The sequence below is a fragment of the Streptomyces sp. NPDC032822 genome (assembly GCF_055578825.1).
The window spans coordinates 591,684-612,168 of the sequence record NZ_JBVIOL010000002.1 but is presented as its reverse complement, the minus strand read 5'-3'; the positions used below and the strand labels follow the sequence as shown (position 1 = coordinate 612,168).

The 20,485-nt window shown below is 71.9% G+C and carries 19 protein-coding genes; 11 read left to right on the top strand and 8 right to left on the bottom strand.

Annotated elements, in window-relative coordinates:
* Positions 1 to 22 precede the first annotated feature (22 nt).
* The 3 genes from ACZ5VD_RS08395 to ACZ5VD_RS08385 all read left to right on the top strand — a co-directional run bounded on the left by ACZ5VD_RS08395 (position 23) and on the right by ACZ5VD_RS08385 (position 4,942).
* Positions 23 to 3,085, top strand: a complete 3,063-nt coding sequence (locus ACZ5VD_RS08395; protein WP_468681518.1) for an alpha-mannosidase — start codon at positions 23 to 25, stop codon at positions 3,083 to 3,085.
* Between the two features lie 103 nt (positions 3,086 to 3,188).
* Positions 3,189 to 4,439: an alpha-L-fucosidase gene (locus tag ACZ5VD_RS08390; RefSeq protein ID WP_468551293.1), complete on the top strand. Its 1,251-nt coding sequence runs from the start codon at positions 3,189 to 3,191 to the stop codon at positions 4,437 to 4,439.
* Positions 4,440 to 4,615: 176 nt separating this feature from the next.
* The gene (locus ACZ5VD_RS08385) at positions 4,616 to 4,942 is read left to right on the top strand and encodes a hypothetical protein (protein WP_468681516.1); all 327 of its coding nucleotides are present in this window, start codon (positions 4,616 to 4,618) and stop codon (positions 4,940 to 4,942) included.
* Here ACZ5VD_RS08385 and ACZ5VD_RS08380 read toward each other — a convergent pair.
* Positions 4,902 to 6,074, bottom strand: a complete 1,173-nt coding sequence (locus ACZ5VD_RS08380; protein WP_468681514.1) for an ATP-grasp domain-containing protein — start codon at positions 6,072 to 6,074, stop codon at positions 4,902 to 4,904. The two genes, ACZ5VD_RS08385 and ACZ5VD_RS08380, sit on opposite strands and share 41 nt — an antisense overlap.
* A gap of 343 nt (positions 6,075 to 6,417) precedes the next feature.
* On the opposite strand from ACZ5VD_RS08380, the gene ACZ5VD_RS08375 reads away from it, so the two are divergent.
* Positions 6,418 to 7,281: a metallophosphoesterase family protein gene (locus tag ACZ5VD_RS08375; protein ID WP_468681512.1), complete on the top strand. Its 864-nt coding sequence runs from the start codon at positions 6,418 to 6,420 to the stop codon at positions 7,279 to 7,281.
* Entirely contained in the window at positions 7,278 to 7,958 is a 681-nt protein-coding gene (locus ACZ5VD_RS08370; RefSeq protein WP_468551297.1) for a 4'-phosphopantetheinyl transferase family protein, read from the top strand. Before ACZ5VD_RS08375 ends, ACZ5VD_RS08370 begins: the two co-directional genes overlap by 4 nt.
* A 62-nt stretch (positions 7,959 to 8,020) precedes the next feature.
* On the opposite strand, the gene ACZ5VD_RS08365 is transcribed toward ACZ5VD_RS08370, so the two are convergent.
* Complete coding sequence (locus ACZ5VD_RS08365) at positions 8,021 to 8,263, bottom strand: hypothetical protein (RefSeq protein ID WP_468551298.1); 243 nt, start codon at positions 8,261 to 8,263, stop codon at positions 8,021 to 8,023.
* 228 nt (positions 8,264 to 8,491) lie between these two features.
* On the opposite strand from ACZ5VD_RS08365, the gene ACZ5VD_RS08360 reads away from it, so the two are divergent.
* Entirely contained in the window at positions 8,492 to 9,535 is a 1,044-nt protein-coding gene (locus ACZ5VD_RS08360) for an alpha/beta fold hydrolase (protein WP_468681510.1), read from the top strand.
* 15 nt (positions 9,536 to 9,550) lie between these two features.
* Here the strand turns inward: ACZ5VD_RS08360 and ACZ5VD_RS08355 are convergent, their stop codons facing one another.
* Positions 9,551 to 10,081: a toxin-antitoxin system, toxin component gene (locus tag ACZ5VD_RS08355; protein WP_468681686.1), complete on the bottom strand. Its 531-nt coding sequence runs from the start codon at positions 10,079 to 10,081 to the stop codon at positions 9,551 to 9,553.
* Between the two features lie 32 nt (positions 10,082 to 10,113).
* Positions 10,114 to 10,770, bottom strand: coding sequence for a helix-turn-helix domain-containing protein (locus ACZ5VD_RS08350; protein ID WP_468551299.1), 657 nt, complete (start codon positions 10,768 to 10,770; stop codon positions 10,114 to 10,116).
* Between the two features lie 224 nt (positions 10,771 to 10,994).
* Here ACZ5VD_RS08350 and ACZ5VD_RS08345 point away from each other — a divergent pair, with 224 nt between their 5' ends.
* The 5 genes from ACZ5VD_RS08345 (at position 10,995) to ACZ5VD_RS08325 (ending at position 15,656) form a co-directional block, all read left to right on the top strand.
* Positions 10,995 to 11,666: an MmyB family transcriptional regulator gene (locus tag ACZ5VD_RS08345; RefSeq protein ID WP_468551300.1), complete on the top strand. Its 672-nt coding sequence runs from the start codon at positions 10,995 to 10,997 to the stop codon at positions 11,664 to 11,666.
* 125 nt (positions 11,667 to 11,791) lie between these two features.
* On the top strand, positions 11,792 to 12,943 hold the full coding sequence (locus ACZ5VD_RS08340) for an NAD(P)/FAD-dependent oxidoreductase (RefSeq protein WP_468551301.1): 1,152 nt from the start codon (positions 11,792 to 11,794) through the stop codon (positions 12,941 to 12,943).
* Positions 12,940 to 13,242 carry a (2Fe-2S)-binding protein gene (locus tag ACZ5VD_RS08335; protein WP_468681509.1) on the top strand — a complete coding sequence of 101 codons (303 nt, stop codon included), beginning with the start codon at positions 12,940 to 12,942 and terminating at the stop codon, positions 13,240 to 13,242. Before ACZ5VD_RS08340 ends, ACZ5VD_RS08335 begins: the two co-directional genes overlap by 4 nt.
* On the top strand, positions 13,235 to 14,650 hold the full coding sequence (locus ACZ5VD_RS08330; protein ID WP_468681507.1) for an FAD-dependent oxidoreductase: 1,416 nt from the start codon (positions 13,235 to 13,237) through the stop codon (positions 14,648 to 14,650). The genes ACZ5VD_RS08335 and ACZ5VD_RS08330 overlap by 8 nt, the downstream gene beginning before the upstream one ends.
* Positions 14,651 to 14,753: 103 nt before the next feature.
* Positions 14,754 to 15,656 (top strand): dihydrodipicolinate synthase family protein, encoded by a 903-nt coding sequence (locus ACZ5VD_RS08325; protein WP_468551304.1) that lies wholly within the window; start codon positions 14,754 to 14,756, stop codon positions 15,654 to 15,656.
* 70 nt (positions 15,657 to 15,726) lie between these two features.
* Here the strand turns inward: ACZ5VD_RS08325 and ACZ5VD_RS08320 are convergent, their stop codons facing one another.
* The 4 genes from ACZ5VD_RS08320 to ACZ5VD_RS08305 are packed head-to-tail and all read right to left on the bottom strand — an operon-like array spanning position 15,727 to position 20,480.
* Positions 15,727 to 17,358, bottom strand: a complete 1,632-nt coding sequence (locus ACZ5VD_RS08320) for a glycoside hydrolase family 13 protein (RefSeq protein ID WP_468681505.1) — start codon at positions 17,356 to 17,358, stop codon at positions 15,727 to 15,729.
* 47 nt (positions 17,359 to 17,405) lie between these two features.
* Complete coding sequence (locus ACZ5VD_RS08315) at positions 17,406 to 18,260, bottom strand: carbohydrate ABC transporter permease (RefSeq protein ID WP_468551306.1); 855 nt, start codon at positions 18,258 to 18,260, stop codon at positions 17,406 to 17,408.
* Positions 18,250 to 19,221, bottom strand: a complete 972-nt coding sequence (locus ACZ5VD_RS08310; RefSeq protein ID WP_468681503.1) for a carbohydrate ABC transporter permease — start codon at positions 19,219 to 19,221, stop codon at positions 18,250 to 18,252. The genes ACZ5VD_RS08315 and ACZ5VD_RS08310 overlap by 11 nt, the downstream gene beginning before the upstream one ends.
* Entirely contained in the window at positions 19,218 to 20,480 is a 1,263-nt protein-coding gene (locus ACZ5VD_RS08305; protein WP_468681500.1) for an ABC transporter substrate-binding protein, read from the bottom strand. Before ACZ5VD_RS08305 ends, ACZ5VD_RS08310 begins: the two co-directional genes overlap by 4 nt.
* Between the last annotated feature and the right edge of the window lie 5 nt (positions 20,481 to 20,485).

The following is a 20,485-nucleotide window of genomic DNA, read 5'->3' as shown; positions in this document are numbered from 1 at the left end:
AACCTCTGACCTGGAGAATCTGATGCACGACGAACGACGCCGGATCGAGGAGCGCGTCGAGCGCGTCCACAACCAGCGCATCAAGCCCGCGATCTACGCGGCGACCGTCCCCTTCGAGGTCGAGGCATGGCAGGCGCCGGGGGAGCCGGTCTCCTTCGCGGAGGCCGCCGCCGCGTCCTACGCGTCCTTCGCGATGGACACCCCGTGGGGCCCGCCCTGGGGGACGACCTGGTTCCGGATGCGCGGGGAGGTGCCCGCCGAGTGGGCGGGGCGGCGCGTCGAGGCGGTCATCGACCTCGGCTTCGTGGGGGACTGGCCCGGCAACCAGGCCGAGGCGCTGGTCCACCTCACGGACGGGACACCGCTGAAGGCGGTCAACCCGCTCAACCAGTACGTGTCGATCGCCAACCCGGCAACGGGCGGGGAGCAGATCGACTACCTGGTCGAGGCGGCCTCCAACCCCGACATCCTGGCCGACGACTTCTCGTCCCCGACCCTGATGGGCGACGTCCTGACGGCGGGCGACAAGCCGCTGTACACCTTCCGGCGCGCCGACCTCGCGGTCCTGGACGAGGAGGTCTTCCACCTCGACCTGGACCTCCAGGTACTGCGCGAACTCATGGTCCACCTCGGCGAGCACGAGCCGCGCCGCCACGAGATCACGCACGCCCTGGACCGGGCCATGGACACGCTCGACCTGGACGACGTCCCCGGCAGCGCCGCCGCCGTCCGCGCGGTCCTCGCCCCCGTCCTGGCCAGCCCCGCCCACGCCAGCGCGCACACGATCTCCGGCGTCGGCCACGCCCACATCGACTCCGCCTGGCTGTGGCCCATCCGCGAGACCAAGCGCAAGACGTCCCGCACCTTCTCCAACGTGACGTCCCTGGCCGACGAGTACGAGGACTTCATCTTCGCCTGCTCGCAGGCCCAGCAGTACGAGTGGGTGCGCGACAACTACCCCAAGGTGTGGGCGCGCATCCAGGACTCCGTCAAGAAGGGCCAGTGGGCCCCCGTCGGCGGCATGTGGGTCGAGGCCGACGGCAACCTGCCCGGCGGCGAGGCCATCGCCCGCCAACTGGTCCACGGCAAGCGGTTCTTCATCGAGCACTTCGGCGTCGAGACCAAGGGCGTCTGGCTGCCGGACTCCTTCGGCTACACCGCCGCCTACCCGCAGCTCGCCAAGCTCGCCGGCAACGACTGGTTCCTCACCCAGAAGATCTCCTGGAACCAGACCAACAAGTTCCCCCACCACACCTTCTGGTGGGAGGGCATCGACGGCACCCGCATCTTCACCCACTTCCCGCCGGTCGACACCTACAACGCCCGCTTCAGCGGCGAGGAGATGGACCGCGCCGTCCGCAACTACCGCGAGAAGGGCGGCGGCACGCGCTCGCTGGCCCCCTTCGGCTGGGGCGACGGCGGCGGCGGACCCACCCGCGAGATCATGGAACGCGCCCGCCGGCTCGCCGACCTGGAGGGCTCGCCCAAGGTCGTCATCGAGCACCCCGACGACTTCTTCGCCAAGGCCCGCGAGGAGTACCCGGACGCCCCGGTCTGGAACGGCGAGCTCTACCTGGAGCTGCACCGCGCCACCTACACCTCCCAGGCCCGCACCAAGCAGGGCAACCGCCGCAGCGAACACCTGCTCCGCGAGGCCGAGTTGTGGGCTACGACGGCCGCCCTGCACGCGCCGGGCTACGCCTACCCGTACGAGAAGCTCGACCGGCTGTGGAAGACGGTCCTGCTCCACCAGTTCCACGACATCCTGCCCGGCTCGTCGATCGCCTGGGTGCACCGCGAGGCGGAGGCGGAGTACGCGCGGGTCGCCGAGGAGCTGGAGGCGCTGACGGCGGAGGCGGTCGCCGCGCTGGGCGGTGCCGGGACCCGCGTGTTCAACACCAGCCCGTACGACCGCGCGGAGGTCGTCCACACCCGGGACGGCGCGCCGGCCTACGTGGAGGTGCCCGCGAACGGCAGCGCGCCGCTGACCGGCGCCGGGCCCACACAGCCGGTGAAGGTCGACGGGCTGGTCCTCGACAACGGCCTGGTCCGGGTGGAGCTGACGCAGGACGGCACACTGACCTCCGTGCGCGACCTCCGGGCCGACCGCGAGGTCCTCGCCGCCCCGGGCAACCTGCTCCGGCTGCACACCGACCTCCCGAACTACTGGGACGCCTGGGACATCGACAAGCACTACAGGAACCGCTTCACGGACCTGCTGACCGCGGACTCCGTCGAGGTCGTCTCGCAGGACCCGCTGCTCGGCGCGGTCCGCGTCACGCGGTCCTTCGGCAAGGGCTCCACGCTCACCCAGACCATCACGGTCCGCGCCGACAGCCCCCGGATCGACTTCGAGACCGAGATCGACTGGCACGAGACCGAGAAGATCCTCAAGGCGGGCTTCCCGGTGGACGTCCGGGCGGCGCACTCCTCCGCGGAGATCCAGTTCGGCCACGTCCAGCGGCCCACGCACACCAACACCAGCTGGGAGGCTGCCCGCTTCGAGGTCTGCGGCCACCGATGGGTGCACATCGGCGAACCCGGCTACGGCGTCGCGGTCCTCAACGACTCGACGTACGGCCACGACGTCACCCGCACGGTCCGTGAGGACGGCGGCACGACGACCACGGTCGCGCTCAGCCTGGTCCGCGCCCCGCGGATCCCGGACCCCGAGGCCGACCAGGGCAAGCACCGGTTCACCTACTCCCTGCTCCCGGGCGCCACGATCGGCGACGCCGTCGCCGAGGGGTACGCCCTCAACCTGCCGCTGCGCCTCGCGGAGGCGGCCGGCGCTCCGGAGCCGGTCGTGTCCGTGGACGGCGACGGCGTGACCGTCGAGGCCGTCAAGCTCGCCGACGACGAGTCCGGCGACGTGGTGGTCCGCCTCTACGAGTCGCGCGGCGGCCGCGCCCGCGGCGTACTGCGCACCGGGTTCCCGCTCGCCGGCGCCCAGATCACCGACCTGCTGGAGCGGCCCCTGCCGGACGAGAGGGCGGAGATCGACGGCGCCGGCGTGGTCGCTCTCTCGCTGCGCCCCTTCCAGGTGCTGACGCTCCGTCTGCGCCGCGGCACCACCGGCCGGTAGGGATCGGCCCCGAGGGGGCGGGCGCACCTCCCGCGCCCGCCCCCTCTCCGTTCGGAAGTGTCCGAGACGACCGAAGTCCCGTGTCCTGTCGAGGAGTTCAGCCATGCCCATGCAGCCCTGGTTCACCGACGCCAAGTTGGGGATCTTCGTCCACTGGGGGATCTACGCCGTGGACGGCGTCCAGGAGTCCTGGTCGTTCTACGACGACATCGTGCCGCACGACCGGTACATGTCCCAGCTCGACCGCTTCACGGGCGCCCGGTACGACCCCCGGGCGTGGGCCGACCTGTTCGCCCGCGCGGGCGCCGGGTACGCCGTGCTGACGAGCCGTCACCACGACGGCGTGGCCCTCTGGGACACCGAGTACGGCGACCTCGGCCTCGGCCGCGACTACCTGACCGGGTACGCGGAGGCCCTGCGCGAGAAGGGCCTCAAGGTCGGCTTCTACTACTCGCACTCCGACTGGAACCACCCCGACTACGCCACCACCCGCAAGCCGGGCCGCCCGCCGGAGCTGGAGGACAACCGCTACTCCGAGTGCGCGGCCGAGGACGAGGACCTGGTGGCCTGGGAGCGGTTCCTCGCCTACCGCGACGGCCAGATCCGCGAACTCGCCTCCCGCTACCGGCCCGACCTGATGTGGTTCGACGGCGAGTGGGACCGCAGCGAGGAGCAGTGGCGCATCAAGGAACTGGCCGCGCTCATCCGCTCGCACTCACCCGACGTCGTCTTCAACGCCCGCATGCTCAGCGAGGGCGACTACGCCACCCCCGAGCAGGGCGCACCCATCGAACCCCCCGAGGGGCCCTGGGAGTTGTGCCTGACGATCAACGACTCCTGGGGTTACCAGCACCAGGACCACAACCACAAGTCCCTCACCCAGCTGATCCGCTACTTCACCGAGACCATCGGCGGGGGCGGCAACCTCCTCCTCGACGTCGGGCCGAAGGAGGACGGGACCATCCCCGAGCCGCAGGTCGAGCGCCTCGAAGGCCTGGGGGAGTGGATCCGCAAGCACGCCGAGGCGGTCTACGGCACCCGGCGCGGACTGCCGGCCGGGCACCACTACGGACCCAGCACCCTCTCCGCGGACGGCCGCACCCTCTACCTCACGCTGTACGACATCCCGCGTGCCGAGATCGGGGTGCGCGGCCTGGTCACACCGGTCCGCCGGGTGACCGTCCTCGGCTCCGGCACCGAACTCGCCCACCGGGTGGTCGGCGGGCTGCACGAGGCCGTCGGCGTGCTGTGGATCGACCCGCCCGCCGCCGCCGACCTCGACCCGCACGCCACGGTCCTCGCGGTCGAACTGGACGGGGAAGTGGAGCTGTACCGCGGCTCGGGCCGCTTCTGAGGCCGGATTCCGTCAAGGAGTCAGGGCCTTACCCCTCAGGGCCCGAGGCCCGTTCCCGTCAAGAATCGGGAATGCGGCGAGCGGCCGGGTCACCGCGGGTTTCCCGCCGGCGGTGACCCGGCCGCGTCTACGCCGAACGGCTGGAGGAGGCGCGGCAGAGCGTCGACGCCCACGTCGTGACGTACGAGAGCCTCACCGCGGAACCGGAGAAGGCGCCCCGCGGCCTGTGCGACCAGCTCGGTGTGCCGTGGGAGAGCGGCATGCTCGACTACGGCGGCAAGGACCGCGGCGCCTTCCGCCCCCAGCTCGGCGACGGGTCGGCCACTCTCGGGTCGGGCCGCGTCCGGGCCGCCCGCGAGGCCGGTCCCGTCGCCGAACTGCCGCCCTGCCTCGCCGAGTTGGCGAAGGCGTGGGGCTATCGGGTCGACTGGGACCGCTGCTCGCGGGGGCCCGGGTCGGAGGTCAGGCCGGTGCGATGGCCGAGGCGGACGCGGAAGCCGTGACGTCGGACTCCGCGGTGACCTGCTCGACCGGCTGCGGCGCCGGTGCGGGGGCCGCCGGCAGCGGGTCCGGCACCTCCGCGCGCTGGTGCGGGAGGGACACCGGCCGCAGCTGACGCGGGCCCGACACCACGGTGTAGTCCTGGCCCAGGAACGGCGGCTCGATCACTCCCGGGTCCTCGCCCAGCGCCAACTGCACAGCTGCCCAAGGGGCGTTGATGCCGCACAGTGACAGCTGGTGGAGTCCGCCGGCCGGGCGGGTGTTGACGTCCATGAGGACGGGCGTGTCGCCGAACATCCGGAACTGGATGTTGGACAGGTAGTGCAGTCCGAAGCCCTCCGCGATCCGCCGGGCCGGCTCCAGCCACTGCTCGTTCAGGGTGAAGCCGCGACGGCGGCCGTTCTTCGTGCGGCCCACGGCGAGACGGATCCGGTTGTCGGGGCCGGTGAGGCAGTCCACCGACACCTCCGGCTGCTCCAGCCTCGGCATGACCAGCCAGTCGACCGGCTCGTCGGAGTTCTCGTCGGCCTGCTTCAGGGCCTCCAGCACCAGGTCCAACGGGACGTACGGGCTGGGGAATCCGTTCAGGTGCATGAGGGAGAAGGGGGTCCGCGTGATCACGCGGAAACCCACCCCGCCCGCACCGGACGCCGGCTTGAAGCACGCCTTGTGACCGGCCGCCTCCAACTCCTCGACGGCGGCCACGAGTTCGTCCGCGTTCCGGACCCGCCACCACGGCGGCACCGGAGCGCCGATCGCCTGGACCGCCTCGTAGGCGATCACCTTGTCGTGGAAGACGGCCACGGCCTCCGGCGGCGGCGCGAGCAGGGCGGTGCCGGCCGCCTCGAACTCGGCGCGGTGCGCCACGATCGCCGACTGGTGCAGGCGGGGCACGAAGACGTCGATGCCGCGCCGCACGCACTGGTCGAGCGCGTACTCGACATAGGCGGCCGGGGACAGACCCTCCGGCTCCAGGTCGGCGGTGTCGGCGGCCGCCAGTACGGGAGAGTCCGCGTCGCCGTGCGTCGCATGGATCCCGACGGCGCGGTCGCTGGGATTTCGCCGCAGCTGATCCATGAAGAACACGTTCTCCGCGTACGTGCGGTTGAGCCAGACGCGTACGCGAGAGACCATGCAGGCCGCCTTTCACGGTTTGCGGGCAGGGCAGAGCTAGCCCGTGCCCGGGCAGGGAAAATGGAGGAACACCAAACCGCCCCGTGCGAAGGGACGTTCGTGAGCGGTGGTGTTGGGGCGATCATACGGCTTTGAAGGGGTGCCGCGTGCAACGCGCGTGTTACGGAATTCCCGATCATGCTCCCGTCCGAGGTGGGAGGCCTGCGGGGGGCCTGACAGGGGGTCCGGAGGGGGTGCGGCACGGGGTTCCGCGACGAGGATCGACCGACGCGGTCCGCCCTTGTCCTCGACCGGGCGACTGTGTTCTCGTGGTCTTCATCGGGCGCGCGGAGGGGGCGGAAAAGTGACGTCGACGGTCGGCGATGCCGGACCACAGCTGCTGGCCGTCAGCGACCTGCACATCGGGTACGCGGAGAACCGCGCGCTGGTCGAGCGGATGCGCCCCGGGACGGACGAGGACTGGCTCCTGGTGGCCGGCGACGTCTCGGAGAGCGTGTCCGACATCCGCTGGGCCCTCAAGACCCTCGCCGGCCGCTTCCGCGAGGTCATCTGGGCGCCCGGCAACCACGAACTGTGGACCCATCCGAAGGACCCCGTCACCCTGCGCGGCACCGCCCGCTACGACCACCTGGTCGACATGTGCCGGAACATCGGCGTGACGACACCCGAGGACCCCTACCCGGTGTGGGACGGCCCCGGCGGCCCGCTCGTCGTCGCCCCGCTGTTCCTGCTCTACGACTACTCGTTCCTGCCCGCCGGCTGCACGACCAAGGAGCAGGGGCTGGAGTACGCGCACGGCACGGGCATCGTCTGCACCGACGAGATGCTGCTGCACCCCGACCCCTACCCGTCCCGCGAGGCCTGGTGCCGGGCCCGGGTCGCCGAGACCGAACGCAGACTCGCCGCGCTCCCCGACGACCTGCCCACGGTCCTCGTCAACCACTACCCGCTGGACCGCCACCCCACCGACATCCTGTGGCACCCCGAGTTCGCCATGTGGTGCGGCACCGACCGCACCGCCGACTGGCACCGCAGGTTCCGCGTCGAGACCATGGTCTACGGCCACCTCCACATCCCGCGGACCACCTGGCACGAGGGCGTCCGCTTCGAGGAGGTGTCGGTGGGATACCCCCGCGAGTGGCGTACCCGGAAGGACCCGCCGGGGCGACTGCGCCGGATCGCACCGAAGGAGGCCGGCGCCCGGTGATCGAGGAACTGCTGCCGGCCACCGTGGTGGCCGTCGAGGCGTACGGCCACGACGCGACCGGCGACGCGCGGCTGTACCCCGAGGAGGAGGCCGTGGTGGCGAAGGCGGTGCCCAAGCGGCGCCGGGAGTTCGCCGCCGTACGCGGCTGTGCCCGCCGGGCCATGGACAAGCTCGGGGTGCCGCCGCAGCCCGTGCTGCCCGGGGAGCGCGGCGCGCCGACCTGGCCGGCCGGCCTGACCGGCAGCATGACCCACTGCGACGGCTACTGCGCCGCCGCCCTGGTCCGCGCCACCGACCTGGCCTCGCTCGGCATCGACGCCGAACCCGACGGCCCGCTCCCGGACGGCGTCCTTGGCTCGGTGTCGCTGCCCGGCGAACGCGACCGGCTGCTCCGCCTCGCCCAGGACCACCCGGGCGCCCACTGGGACCGGCTCCTGTTCAGCGCCAAGGAGTCCGTCTACAAGGCGTGGTTCCCGCTCACCGGCCTGTGGCTGGACTTCGGCGAGGCCGACATCGAACTCGCCGTCACTCCCGGGGAGCACCCGAGCGGCACCTTCCGCGCCGAACTCCTCGTGCCCGGCCCGTCGGTGGGCGGGCGGCGGCTCACCCACTTCGAGGGCCGCTGGACCGCCCGGCGGGGGCTGGTGGCCACGGCGGTCGCCGTGCCCCACAGCTGACGGTCCGACGGTCCACGGGGGCCGCGCGCGCCCATTTCCGGCCGCGCCCGGACCGATCCGGCCTACGCGTCCGGCGGGCACCAGGTGTGCAGCAGGCGGAAGAACGCCTCCTCGTTGCCCGCCAGTCCCGCTCGGGCGAGGGCCTGTTCCGCCTCGGCGAGCACCGAGGGCGGGACCATCACGGGTGGCCGGGCGGTCTCCGGCGGGCCGGGCGCCACGTCGAAGGCCGCTCGCACGGTGTGCAGCAGCCTCAGATACGCCTGGACGGCGATGCGCTCGCGGTCGGTCAGTACGGCGGTGGGCATCGGGCGGCTCTCCCCATGTCGTCGTCGGTCGGTCATCGGTCGCGCCCCCGGACGGCGGCGCACTTCCAGCTTGCCGCCCGCCACTGACAATCCGGTCCCCTCGCCCGCCGGTTCGCCCGCTTAGCGGAGGCGAAACCTCACCGAAATCCCCTGGAGGAATGCGCCCCTACGCTTGAGGGAAGGGCTTTCGGCCGCCGGGTCGCGGCCATGGGAACGGGAGGCGAGCGCGTGGTCGACGCCCCGCGACGGCACCCCGCGCGCACCGTACGGCTGCGCTCGGTGGGCGACGGAGAACTCACGATGCGGTACCGGGTCGTGCACGGGTACCGCCGTGCCTTCCGGATGGCCGGCGAGGGACCGGCCCTGGTGCTCATCCACGGCATCGGGGACTCCTCCGCGACCTGGGCCGAACTGATCCCCGACCTCGCCCGCACCCACACGGTGATCGCCCCCGACCTGCTCGGCCACGGCGACTCCGACAAGCCGCGCGCCGACTACTCGGTGGCCGCGTACGCCAACGGGGTGCGCGATCTGCTCACCACGCTCGGCATCGAGTCCGCGACCCTCGTCGGACACTCCCTCGGCGGCGGCGTGGCGATGCAGTTCGCCTACCAGTTCCCCGAGCGCACCGAACGGCTCATCCTGGTCAGCGCGGGCGGTGTGGGCCGCGAGGTGAACCCCGTCCTGCGGCTGGTGTCCCTGCCCGGCGCGCACCTCGTGCTGTCGAGCCTCCGCCTGCCGGGCATGCGGCTCCAAGTGGGCCTCGCCGTACACCTGATGAAGCTCCTGGACACCGATCTCGGCCAGGACGCACCCGAGTTGCTCACCCTGGTGGACGCACTGCCCGACGAGACCTCCCGCAACGCCTTCATCCGCACGCTGCGCGCGGTCGTCGACTGGCGCGGCCAGGTCGTGACGATGCTCGACCGCTGCTATCTCACCGAGGGCATGCCCACCATGCTGCTGTGGGGCGACCGGGACAGCGTGGTGCCCGTACGGCACGCGTACGGGGCGCACGAGGCGATGCCGGGCAGCCGTCTGGAGATCTTCGAGGGCGCCGGCCACTTCCCGTTCCACAGCGACCCGATCCGTTTCGTCTCCCTCGTCGAGGACTTCACCGCCGGTACGGAACCGGCTCACTGGAGCCGCGAACACTGGCGCGGACTCCTGCGCGAGGGAGGCCCCGGGACGGCCGCCTCACGGCCCGAGACGGCCCGCAGCCGCGCACGGAAACGCGACCTGCGCGAGGCGAGCGAACGCAGCGCGACATAGGCCGTGCCCGGCTGCTCAGCTGTTCGGTCCGCGGTATCCGAGGGACGCCTCGATCCGGCCCGCCAGGTGATCGCGCTGCACCGGGCCCCGAGAGGAGGAACCGGCGAGCCAGGTACGGCACTTGCTGGCGAGGAGCAGACCGAAGCGTTCGGCCTCGCGCTCGTCGGCCTGCTCGAAACGGCTGCGGGCGGCGACCTTCAGGACGGTCGCCCGCAGGTCCGCGTCGTCGCACAGTAAACGGGCCGCGACCGCCGCGCCCTCGACGTGGTGGCTGCAGTGCCCGGCCTTCATGTGCCACAGCTCGTGGCCCAGGATCACCAACTGGTGGTCGGGCGCCGTGCGTTCCTCGATCACCACGAGGTCCTGGTCGGCCATGTCGAGCCACAGCCCGCTGGCGGTGCCGGGCGGGAAGGCGGACGTACGGAAATGGACCGGGCGACCGCGGCGCCTGCTCATCCCGTCGCACAGGGCGCCGTAGAGATCCGCGGGCGGTGCCGGTGCCGGGAGGGTCAGCTCCGCGACCAGCTCGCCGCACAGGCGGCGCATTTCCTTACCGATGCCCACAGTTCTCCCCCGCCTCACGACTCGGGCCGCTTGACGCTCTCCAAGAGCATGTCGAGCCACTCCGCCACCTTGTCGCGGTGCTGGTCGGTGGGCAGCTGCGCGGCCCGCCAGGCGATCCCGCGGACGCCGTGGTCCTGCAGCAGCCGCTCCAGCGGATCGTCGGCGGCCGCGGCCGCCTCCCGCTCCCGGTCGGCGAGTTTCTGCAGGAGCTCCTGCTCGGTGCGCTGCAGTGTGCCCGCCAGCGCCTCGGGGTCCTCGGCCGTGAGGAAGCCGGCGTGCACCCGGAAGAAGCGCTGGATGGCGTCGCAGTGCTCCATGGTGGGGCGCCGGTCGCCGTTGATGAGGGCCCCCGCCTGCTGCCGGGACATGCCGGCGCCGTCGGCGATCTCCTGCTGGGTGTACTTGCGTCCGTTCGGCTTGAGCCGGGTGCGGCGCAGCAGGTCCAGGCGTTGCAGGAACCGGGCCTGCACATCGGGCTCGCCCGCCGGACGGCCGCTCAGCAGGGCCTTGACCACGGGTTCGGTCACTCCGGAGGCGACCGAGAGGCGGCCGGTGTCGAAGACCTCCGCGTGCGGTACGCCGAGCCGGTCCGCGAGCGCGGTGACGCGGACGACGACGGCCGGCAGCACAGTCGACGCCACGTCGCCCGGACCCTCGAAGCCTTCCGACACCGACAGATCTCCTACGTTTCTCACTGGCTTCTCACGGGCGGTTGCCGTGAACACCCCGGAGAGTAGCCGGTTGTTCGAACTGACATCCAGGTCTCGCCACAACTGTGGCCAATTTCAGCCGTCAACAAGTACGGAATGCCACGATAGTTGACACGACTTGCGTCGGGGCAGCAGGATCAACAACGCCGCGAGAAGGCCGCATAGGCAAGAGGGGTGACCTCCCGATGGCATTTCAGGCAGGTGGGCAGCGGTCGGTACCGCGGCCCGTCCCCGAGAGTCTTGAGGCCCAGGCGTACCTCCAGGACTACGCCACCCTTCTGGACGCCGTCCCCTTTCCGTCCGTCGTCCTCGACCACCGCTGGGACGTCGTCCTGGCCAACGCCGGTTTCGCGTCACTTTTCGGTGCGGTGGGACCCCATCCGACCGCGATGCCGGACGACAACTTCCTGAGGTTCGTCCTCTTCCACCCGGACGCGGGCAGCGTCCTCGGTGAACACGAGTCGCGCTGGTGCCTGCCCATGCTGGCGCACTTCGCCGCCGCCGTGGAACTCCACGGCCACGACCACGGCCTCCAGTCGATCCGCCGGGACATCGCCCAGGACCCGATCATGGAAGCCGCCTACCGTCAGGGCCTGCCGCACTGGATCCGCGCGGTCGGCCAGCGGGCCGTCGAGCAGGACGGCGCGGTCCGCCCCCTGATCCACCCCGACCCGCGCTGGGGTACCACCGAGTGCCGGATCGTCGACGAGACGCCCAGATCCCTGGCGGACCTGGGGTACACCCGCCTGACGCTGGTCCTGCGCCCCGTCCGCCGGCCGGCGCCGGTGTCCCGACGGACGCCGCGCCCCCGCCGCACGGCGAGCCACCTCAGCGTGGTGCCCGTCCCCGAGGTCTGACAGGCACCGTCGGCGTTCAGGTCGCCGACGGCGCCTTGTCATCATGCCCGGACCCCGCCCGCCCGCATCGCGTGACCGTCTTCCAGAGCATTCCCGCAAACAGCGGCATGTGACATAGTACTGCCGTGAGCGAGCGACTGACCTGCGACGTCGTGGTCGTCGGAGCCGGAATGGTCGGCGCGGCCTGCGCCTTGTACGCGGCCCGGGCCGGTCTCGACGTCATCGTCGTCGACCGCGGTCCGGTGGCAGGCGGCACCACCGGCGGCGGCGAGGGCAACCTCCTCGTCTCCGACAAGGAACCCGGACCGGAGCTGGACCTCGCCCTGCTCTCCGGCCGCCTCTGGGCCGAACTCGCCGAGGAGTTCGGGACGTTCGTCGAGTACGAGGCCAAGGGCGGTGTCGTCGTGGCCTCCTCGCCCGGCGGACTCGACACGCTGGAGCGGTTCGCCGCGACCCAGCGGGCCGCCGGAGTGATCGCCGAACCGGTCGGCGGCGACGCGCTGTACGACCTCGAACCCCACCTCGCCCCGGGCCTGCCGGGCGCCGTCCACTACCCCCAGGACTGCCAGGTGATGCCCGCCCTCGCCGCCGCCCACCTGATCCGCGCGTCGGGCGCCCGCCTCCTCACCGGCCGGACCGTCACCGCCGTACTCCGCACCCCGGACGGCGCCGTGCGCGGAGTCCGTACCGACCGGGGCGACGTCCACACCCCCGCGGTCGTCAACGCTGCCGGCACCTGGGGCGCCGAACTCGCCGCCCTCGCGGGCGCGTTCCTCCCCGTCCTGCCGCGCCGCGGCTTCGTCCTGGTCACCGAACCACTGCCGCGCCTGGTCCGGCACAAGGTGTACGCCGCCGACTACGTGGCCGACGTGGCCAGCGACTCGGCCGCGCTGCAGACCTCGCCGGTCGTCGAGGGCACGGCCGCCGGACCGGTCCTCATCGGCGCCAGCCGGGAACGGGTCGGCTTCGACCGGACGTTCTCGCTGCCCGTCGTCCGCGCCCTGGCCGCCGGCGCGACCCGGCTCTTCCCCTTCCTCGCCGACGTCCGTGCCCTGCGCGCCTACCTCGGCTTCCGCCCCTACCTGCCCGACCACCTGCCCGCCGTCGGCCCCGACCCCCGCGTCCCCGGCCTGCACCACGCCTGCGGCCACGAGGGCGCGGGCATCGGCCTCGCCACCGGCACCGGGCGGTTGATCGCGCAGGCGCTGACCGCGCAGGCCCCCGACCTCGACCTGACGCCGTTCCGGCCCGACCGCTTCACCGAGGAGGCCGTGTGAACTCCCCTCTGGACCGGGCCGGGGCCCGGCCGGGCCCCGCCTTCACGGCCACCCTGGACGGCCGCGAGATCGAGGCCCTGCCCGGCCGCACGGTCGCCGCCGCGCTCTGGGCGGCCGGCGTCACCTCCTGGCGGAGCACCCGCGGCACAGGCCGCCCGCGGGGCGTCTTCTGCGGGATCGGCGTCTGCTTCGACTGCCTGGTGACCGTCAACGGCCGCCCCAACCAACGGGCTTGCCTGGTTCCGTTGCGGCCGGGCGACGCCGTCAGCACCCAGGAGGGGACGGGCCACGATGACTGAACGCCCCCGTCTCGCGGTGATCGGCGCGGGACCTGCCGGACTCGCCGCCACGGTCGCCGCCGCGGCCCGCGGGGTACACGTCACGCTGCTCGACGCGGCCGCGGAAGCGGGCGGACAGTTCTACCGGCAGCCCGCCACCGCACTGCGCGCCGCCCGACCGCGCGCCCTGCACCACCGGTGGCGCACCTGGGAGCGACTGCGGGACAGCCTCCACGGCCAGGTGCGGGCGGGCACGGTACAGCACTTGACGGACCATCATGTCTGGTTCGTCGAGCGGCATCACCGGGGTTTCACCGTCCACGCGCTGCTCGGCCCCGAGCAGGAGGACCCGGTCGAGGTGCGCGCCGACGCCGTGCTCCTCGCCACCGGCGGCTACGAGAAGGTACTGCCCTTCCCCGGCTGGACCCTCCCCGGTGTCGTCACCGCGGGCGGCGCCCAGGCCATGCTCAAGGGCTCCCTCGTGGTGTCCGGCCGCACCGCGGTCGTCGCCGGGACCGGCCCGCTGCTGCTGCCCGTCGCGACCGGCCTCGCCGGGGCCGGCGTGGAGGTGTCCGCGCTCGTCGAGTCCGCCGACCCCAAGGCGTTCCTACGACGGTCCCGCGCACTCGCCGCCCGGCCGGACAAGGTCGCCGAAGGCGCCCGGTACGCGGCCCTGTTGCTGCGTCACCGCGTCCCGCTCCTCACCCGGCACACCGTCGTCGAGGCGCACGGTACCGACCGGCTGGAGGCGGTCACCGTGGCCGCACTCGACGCCGAAGGGCGCGTACGGCACGGCACCGGACGCCGCGTCCCCTGCGACACCCTCGTCGTCGGCCACGGCATGCTGCCGCACACCGACCTCGCGGACACCCTCGGGTGCGACCTCGACGGGCCGGACGTCCACGCCGACGACGAGCAGCGCACCAGCGTCCCCGGCGTCTGGGCCGCCGGCGAGACCACCGGCATCGGCGGCGCCGCCCTCTCCCTCGCCGAGGGGCACATCGCGGGCCACTCGGCCGCCGCCCGCCTGCACGGCGGCCGGCCCCACCCACGCGACCTGGCCGCGGCGGCACGGACCCGGACCCGGCTGCGGGCCTTCTTCGCCGCCCTGGACAGCGTGTACACGCCGCCCGCGCACTGGACCGAGCAGATGACCGACGACACCGTCGTGTGCCGCTGCGAGGAGGTCACCGGCGGCACGATCCGCGAGGCCGTGGCGGAACTGGGAGCCGGCGATCTGCGCACCGTGAAACTGCTGACCCGGGCCGGGATGGGCTGGTGCCAGGGCCGGGTGTGCGCACCCGCGGTCGCCGGGCTCACCGGCTGCGAACTCACTTCCTCCAGGGGGCCGTTCGCCCGACCGGTGCCGCTGGGGGTGCTGGCCCGGGCGGGGGAGTACGGATCGTCCGGCGAGTCGGGGGAGGACTGAACCCCGCTGTCTGTCGGCCGCCGCCCGCCGCCTCCGTGTCACTGTTCCCGGCCCCTGACGGCCAGTAAAATGTCACACCCTATTGAGAGATGGGACCCTCCGGATGACCACCACCGACCCCCGCCCCCGTCCCTGGCACGGTGTCCTCGTCGCCACCGCCCTCCCCCTGAACGACGACCTCGGCGTCGACTACGACCGGTTCGCCGAGCACTGCTCCTGGCTGGTCGACAACGGCTGCGACGGCGTCGTCCCCAACGGCTCGCTCGGCGAGTACCAGGTCCTCACCCCCGAGGAGCGGGCCAGGGTCGTCGCGACTGCCGTGGCCGCCATCGGCGGTGACCGTGTGATGCCCGGCGTCGCCGCCTACGGCTCCGCCGAGGCCCGCCGCTGGGCCGAGCAGGCGCGCGACGCCGGCTGCGCGGCGGTGATGCTGCTGCCGCCCAACGCCTACCGCGCCGACGAGCGCTCCGTCCTCGCCCACTACGCCGAGGTCGCCAAGGCGGGCGTCCCGATCGTGGCGTACAACAACCCCATCGACACCAAGGTCGACCTGGTGCCCGAACTGCTCGCCGTCCTGCACGGCGAGGGGTACATCCAGGCCGTCAAGGAGTTCTCCGGCGATGTCCGCCGCGCCTACCAGCTCGCCGAACTCGCCCCGGAACTCGACCTGCTGATCGGTGCCGACGACGTCCTGCTGGAGCTCGCCCTCGCGGGTGCCAAGGGCTGGGTGGCCGGCTACCCGAACGCGCTGCCCGCCTCGACCGTCGAGCTCTACCGCGCGGCCGTCGGCGGCGACCTGGGCCGGGCCAAGGTGCTGTACGAGCAACTGCACCCGCTGCTGCGCTGGGACTCCAAGGTCGAGTTCGTGCAGGCCATCAAGCGGTCCATGGACCTCGTCGGCCGCTACGGCGGCCCCGTGCGCCCGCCGCGCGTCCCGTTGCTGCCCGCTCAGGAGGCCGCCGTCCGTACCGCCACGGAGAAGGCGGTCGCCGCCGGTCTCGCGTAGCCGGTGCCGGGGCCCTCCCGGAGCGCTGCCGCAGGGGGTCCGAAGCCGGAGGGCTCGGGCCTGCCGACGGTCACACCGCCAGCCACACCGCCTGGTCCGGTTCCAGCAGGCCGTCTTCGACGGGTTCGCTGGAGAGGAGGACCGAGGTGTGTGCGGGGAGCGGGTACGGCTCGTCGGAGAGGTTGACCACGCAGGCGAGGCCGGGGGAGCGGCTGAAGGCGAGGACTCCCGCGGGGGTGTTGAGCCAGGCGAGCGTGGAGTCGCCGAGCGCGGGGTGCTCGCGGCGCAGGCGCAGGGCCGTGCGGTAGAGCTCCAGCATCGATGTGTCGTCGCCGGTCTGTGCCCGCACACTGCGCTCCGCCCAGTCCGCGGGCTGGGGGAGCCATGGGGCGGTGGGGGCGTCCTCGGGGCTGAAGCCGAACGGGGAGGCGGGCCCGGACCAGGGGAGGGGGACGCGGCAGCCGTCCCGGCCGCGTCGGGTGTGGGCGGAGCGTTCCCAGATGGGGTCCCGGAGGGCGGCGGCCGGGAGGTCCTCGACCTCGGGCAGGCCGAGTTCTTCGCCCTGGTAGATGTAGGCGCCGCCGGGGAGGGCGAGCATCAGCAGGAGGGCGGCGCGGGCGCGGCGGGTGCCCTGTGCCAGGTCGAGAGGGCCCTCCGGACGGTAGAGCTCGTTGGCCGGCCAGCGTCCGGTGGCCTTGCGGCCGTAGCGGCTGGGGTGGCGTACGACGTCGTGGTTGGAGAGCACCCAGGTGGCCGGTGCGCCCACCGCGCCGAGCATGGCGAGCGAGTCGTCGATGACCCTGCGCAGCTCCGCGGGGTCCCAACCGGCCATCAGGAAGTCGAAGTTGAAGGCGGTGTGCAGGCCGTCCTCGCGGACGTAGGCGGCGAGACGTTCGGGGGTGTCCGCCCAGGCCTCGGCGACGAAGGTCCGGTCGCCGGGGTATTCGTCGGCGACGCGGCGCCAGGCGCGGTAGATGTCGTGGACCTTGTCCCGGTCCCAGTGGGGATGGTCGGTGTGCCCCTCCCCGGTCGGGTCGGTGCGCGGTGGGAGGTCGGGGAGATCGGGGTGTTTGACGAGGCCGTGGGCGACGTCGATGCGGAAGCCGTCCACGCCCCGGTCGAACCAGAAGCGCAGGATCGACTCGAACTCCGCGTGTACGTCCGGGTGTTCCCAGTTCAGGTCGGGCTGCTCGGGGGCGAACAGGTGCAGATACCAGTCGCCGTCGTCGAGCCGGGTCCAGGCCGGGCCGCCGAAATTGGAGACCCAGTTGTTGGGGGGCTCGGTGCCGTCGGGGCCCCGGCCGGGACGGAAGACATAGCGTTCCCGTTCCGGACTGCCGGGGCCGGCCGCGAGCGCGGCCCGGAACCAGGTGTGCCGGTCGGAGGTGTGGTTGGGCACGATGTCCGGGATGATGCGCAGACCGTGCCGGTGCGCCTCCTCGATGAGGTGCTCGGCCTCGGTGACGGTGCCGAACAGCGGGTCGATCTCGCGGTAGTCGGCGACGTCGTAACCGCCGTCCGCCATCGGTGACTTGTACCAGGGGTTGATCCAGAGGGCGTCCACACCGAGCGACTTGAGGTAGGGCAGGCGGGAGCGGAGGCCGGCGAGGTCACCGACACCGTCGCCGTTCCCGTCGGCGAAACTGCGGATGTAGACCTGGTAGATGACGGCGCTGCGCCACCACGGGGCAGTTGTGGACATGTGGTTGCGTGACTCCTTGGGCTGTCGGAGAGGGCCCGGCTCGACGCTCACTTGAGGCCGGAGTGGGACAGCCCCTCGACGAAGTGGCGCTGGGCCAGGACGAAGACGATCAGCATCGGCAGGACGGTCATGGTGGCGGCGGCGAGCTGGGTGTTCCACATCTGGCCGCCGTAGGCGTCGGTGAAGCGGGTCAGCGCCTGGGGCAGCGTGAACATCTCGGGCGAGGTGAGGTAGACCGTGGGTTCCAGATAGAGGTTCCAGGAGGCGAGGAAGGTCAGGATCGCCACCGCCGACAACGCCGGTCTGGCCAGCGGCAGGCAGATCCGCCACCAGATCGCGGGCCGGCCCAGGCCGTCGAGGCGGGCGGCCTCCTCCAGTTCGACCGGGAGCGTGATGAAGAACTGCCGCATGATGAACGTGGCCAGCACACACGGTCCGGCCAGCGAGGTCACCAGGATCAGCGGCCAGTGCGTGTTGATCAGGCCGGCTGATTTAAACAGCTGGAACAGCGGCACGATCGTCACCTCGCTCGGCACCAGCATGCCGGTCAGCACCACCATGAACAGCGCGTTCGCCCCGGGGAACCGGATCCGGGCGAACGCGTACCCGGCCAGACCGGACACCGCCAGGGTGATCAGCGTGACCAGTACGGCGATGTAGACACTGTTCAGGTACTGCCGGGCGAAGGGCTGAAAGCGGAACGCCTCGGTGTACGCGGACAGGGTGGGCGAGTCGGTCCACAGCGACGGCGGGGACTGGAAGATCTCCGCCAGTGGTTTGACCGACGCCGCGACCATCCAGACCGTCGGCACCACGAACGGGATCGCCAGCACGGACAGAGCGACCACCAGCAGTACCGACCGGCCCCTGCGGCTCCGCACGGAGCGCCTGTCAGTCCTCATAGAACACCCACTTACGGCGCAGCTGCCATTGCAGCAAGGTGAGCAGCATGACGAAGGACAGCAGCATCAGGGCCAGCGTCGAGCCGTAGCCGATGTCGTTGAACTCGAAAGCCTGCTGGAACACGTAGTAGACGAGGACCGTGGTGGACAACCCCGGCCCGCCACCGGTCAGTACGGCGATCTGGGCGAAGGACTGCAGCGCCCCGACCACCGTGACGATGACGGTCAGCAACACCGTCGGCGAGATCAGCGGCAAGGTGATCCGGGTGAAGACCGAGCGGCTGCTCGCGCCGTCGATCCGGGCGGCCTCGTACAACTCCCGCGGCACGCCCTGCAGGGCGGCCAGGAACAGCACCACGTTGACCCCGACACTGCGGACCACCTGGGTGAGGATCACCGACACCATCGCGGTGTCCCCCTGCTGCAGCCAGTTCGGCCCGTCGATACCGACCGTGTCCAGCAGGCTGTTGATGCCTCCGTTGTCCTGGAGCAGGAAGCCCCAGACCAGGGTCCAGGCGACGACGGAGACCACCACCGGGGAGAAGAACAGCATCCGGAACACCGTGACTCCGCGGAACTTCCGGTTCAACAGGACGGCGATCAGCAGCCCGAGCGTGATGTTGACGACCACCACCCCGCCGGAGAAGACCAGCGTCGCCAGCAGCACCTTGGGCAGCTGGGGATCGTGGGCCAGGGCCGCGTAGTGCTCACCGCCCACGAAGTTCTGCCTGCCGGTGAAGATGTTCCGCTCGTTCAGGCTGTACCAGATCGCCATGCCCACCGGCAGCAGGACGAACACCGCCACCCCGGCGAGCTGCGGCAGGATGAACAGATAGCCGGTCAGCACGTCTCGCCGACGAGTGGTCCAGAAGCTCGGCCCGGTCGTCCGTGCGGACTTGGCGGCGGCGGGCGAGGCCGCCCGCCCGCCGGTCCGCTCGGCGGCCTGCGTGGTCGTGGTCACTTGGCCAGAATCGGTTCGATCGCGGCGCAGACCGAGCGCAGGACGGCGGGGATGTCGGCGTTCGGACGCCACATCGCGTCCAGCGCCGTCTTGCCCTTCTGCGCGATCTCCGCCGGACTGGCGTGGTTGGGCAGCGTGACGGCCTTCGGCAGCTGGTCGACCACCGCGTCCTGCAACTGGGCGGCGTCCAGGACCTTGTTGTTCGCGGCGAGCTTGGCCCCGGTGAGCAACGACTTCCGCGGCGGCGGGAAGTACTGGGCCAGCTTCGCGGCGTTCGCCGGATTCGTCAGGAACGCGAGGAAGTCCGCCGCCTGGTCCGGGTGCTTGCTGGAGGCCAGTACACCCACCCCGGCCTGGCCGAGGACCGCGTACTTCCCGCGGGGGCCCTCGGGCAGCGGGTAGAGACCGAAGTCGAACGAGCCGGTCAGCAGGGAGGCGCGGGAGACCTGGGCGATCGTGAAGGCGGCGTCGCCCGCGAAGAAGTCGGCGGTGGTGCCCGGGCCGGGCATCGCCTGGGTCTTGAACGCCGCGTCGTGCAGGAAGGTGAAGGCCTTCTGCATCTCGGGACTGGCGAAGGTGCAGGTCTTGCCGTCCGGACTCCACGCTGCCGCGCCCCAGCCGGTCCACACCGTGGCCAGCATGTTCCACGCCTTGTAGTCGAAGTCGCGGACGACGAAGCCGGCCTTGCCGGTCTTGGCGTGGACGGCCGCTCCGGCGGAGGCGACCTGGTCCCAGGTCGCGGTGGCCGGGTCGATCTTCTGGCCGGCCTCGGCGAGCAGGTCGGTGTTCACGTAGAGGGCGTAGGGCGAGTTGGAGAACGGGTAGGCGTACAGGGTGCCCTCGCGGCTGAACTCCGCGGTCACGCTGTCGAGCAGGTCGCCGTACTTCCAGCCGGAGGTGGCCTTGAGCTTGTCGGTCAGCCCGACGAGCGCGTCGGAGGCGATGAGATCGGTCGACAGGTCGCCCATCCAGGCGAGGTCCGGGGCGTTGCCGCCGGCGATCTGCGTGGTGAGCGTCGTGTTGTAGTCGGCGAACGGCAGGCTCTCGAAAGTGATCTTCGTGACGTCGGGATGGCTTGCCCGATAGGCGTCGCCGATGCTGTTCAGCAGCTTCAGCTGAGCCTCGTCCGAGGTCCAGACCGTCATCCGCAGCTGTGCCGCCTCGTCCGAGGTGTCGGCCGCCGGGCCGGCACAGCCCGCGCCGAGTGCGAGCACCGTCGTCAGGGCGACAGCGCTCAGCGCCTTTCTGGTTCTGGTCATGTGTG

Excerpts from the sequence above, each read along its gene's own strand:
- ACZ5VD_RS08395 (WP_468681518.1), top strand. The coding sequence starts at position 23 with ATGCACGACGAACGACGCCGGATCGAGGAGCGCGTCGAGCGCGTCCAC.
- ACZ5VD_RS08390 (WP_468551293.1), top strand. The coding sequence starts at position 3,189 with ATGCCCATGCAGCCCTGGTTCACCGACGCCAAGTTGGGGATCTTCGTC.
- ACZ5VD_RS08380 (WP_468681514.1), bottom strand. The coding sequence starts at position 6,074 with ATGGTCTCTCGCGTACGCGTCTGGCTCAACCGCACGTACGCGGAGAAC.
- ACZ5VD_RS08365 (WP_468551298.1), bottom strand. The coding sequence starts at position 8,263 with ATGCCCACCGCCGTACTGACCGACCGCGAGCGCATCGCCGTCCAGGCG.
- ACZ5VD_RS08355 (WP_468681686.1), bottom strand. The coding sequence starts at position 10,081 with ATGCGCCGCCTGTGCGGCGAGCTGGTCGCGGAGCTGACCCTCCCGGCA.
- ACZ5VD_RS08345 (WP_468551300.1), top strand. The coding sequence starts at position 10,995 with ATGGCATTTCAGGCAGGTGGGCAGCGGTCGGTACCGCGGCCCGTCCCC.
- ACZ5VD_RS08330 (WP_468681507.1), top strand. The coding sequence starts at position 13,235 with ATGACTGAACGCCCCCGTCTCGCGGTGATCGGCGCGGGACCTGCCGGA.
- ACZ5VD_RS08325 (WP_468551304.1), top strand. The coding sequence starts at position 14,754 with ATGACCACCACCGACCCCCGCCCCCGTCCCTGGCACGGTGTCCTCGTC.
- ACZ5VD_RS08320 (WP_468681505.1), bottom strand. The coding sequence starts at position 17,358 with ATGTCCACAACTGCCCCGTGGTGGCGCAGCGCCGTCATCTACCAGGTC.
- ACZ5VD_RS08315 (WP_468551306.1), bottom strand. The coding sequence starts at position 18,260 with ATGAGGACTGACAGGCGCTCCGTGCGGAGCCGCAGGGGCCGGTCGGTA.
- ACZ5VD_RS08305 (WP_468681500.1), bottom strand. The coding sequence starts at position 20,480 with ATGACCAGAACCAGAAAGGCGCTGAGCGCTGTCGCCCTGACGACGGTG.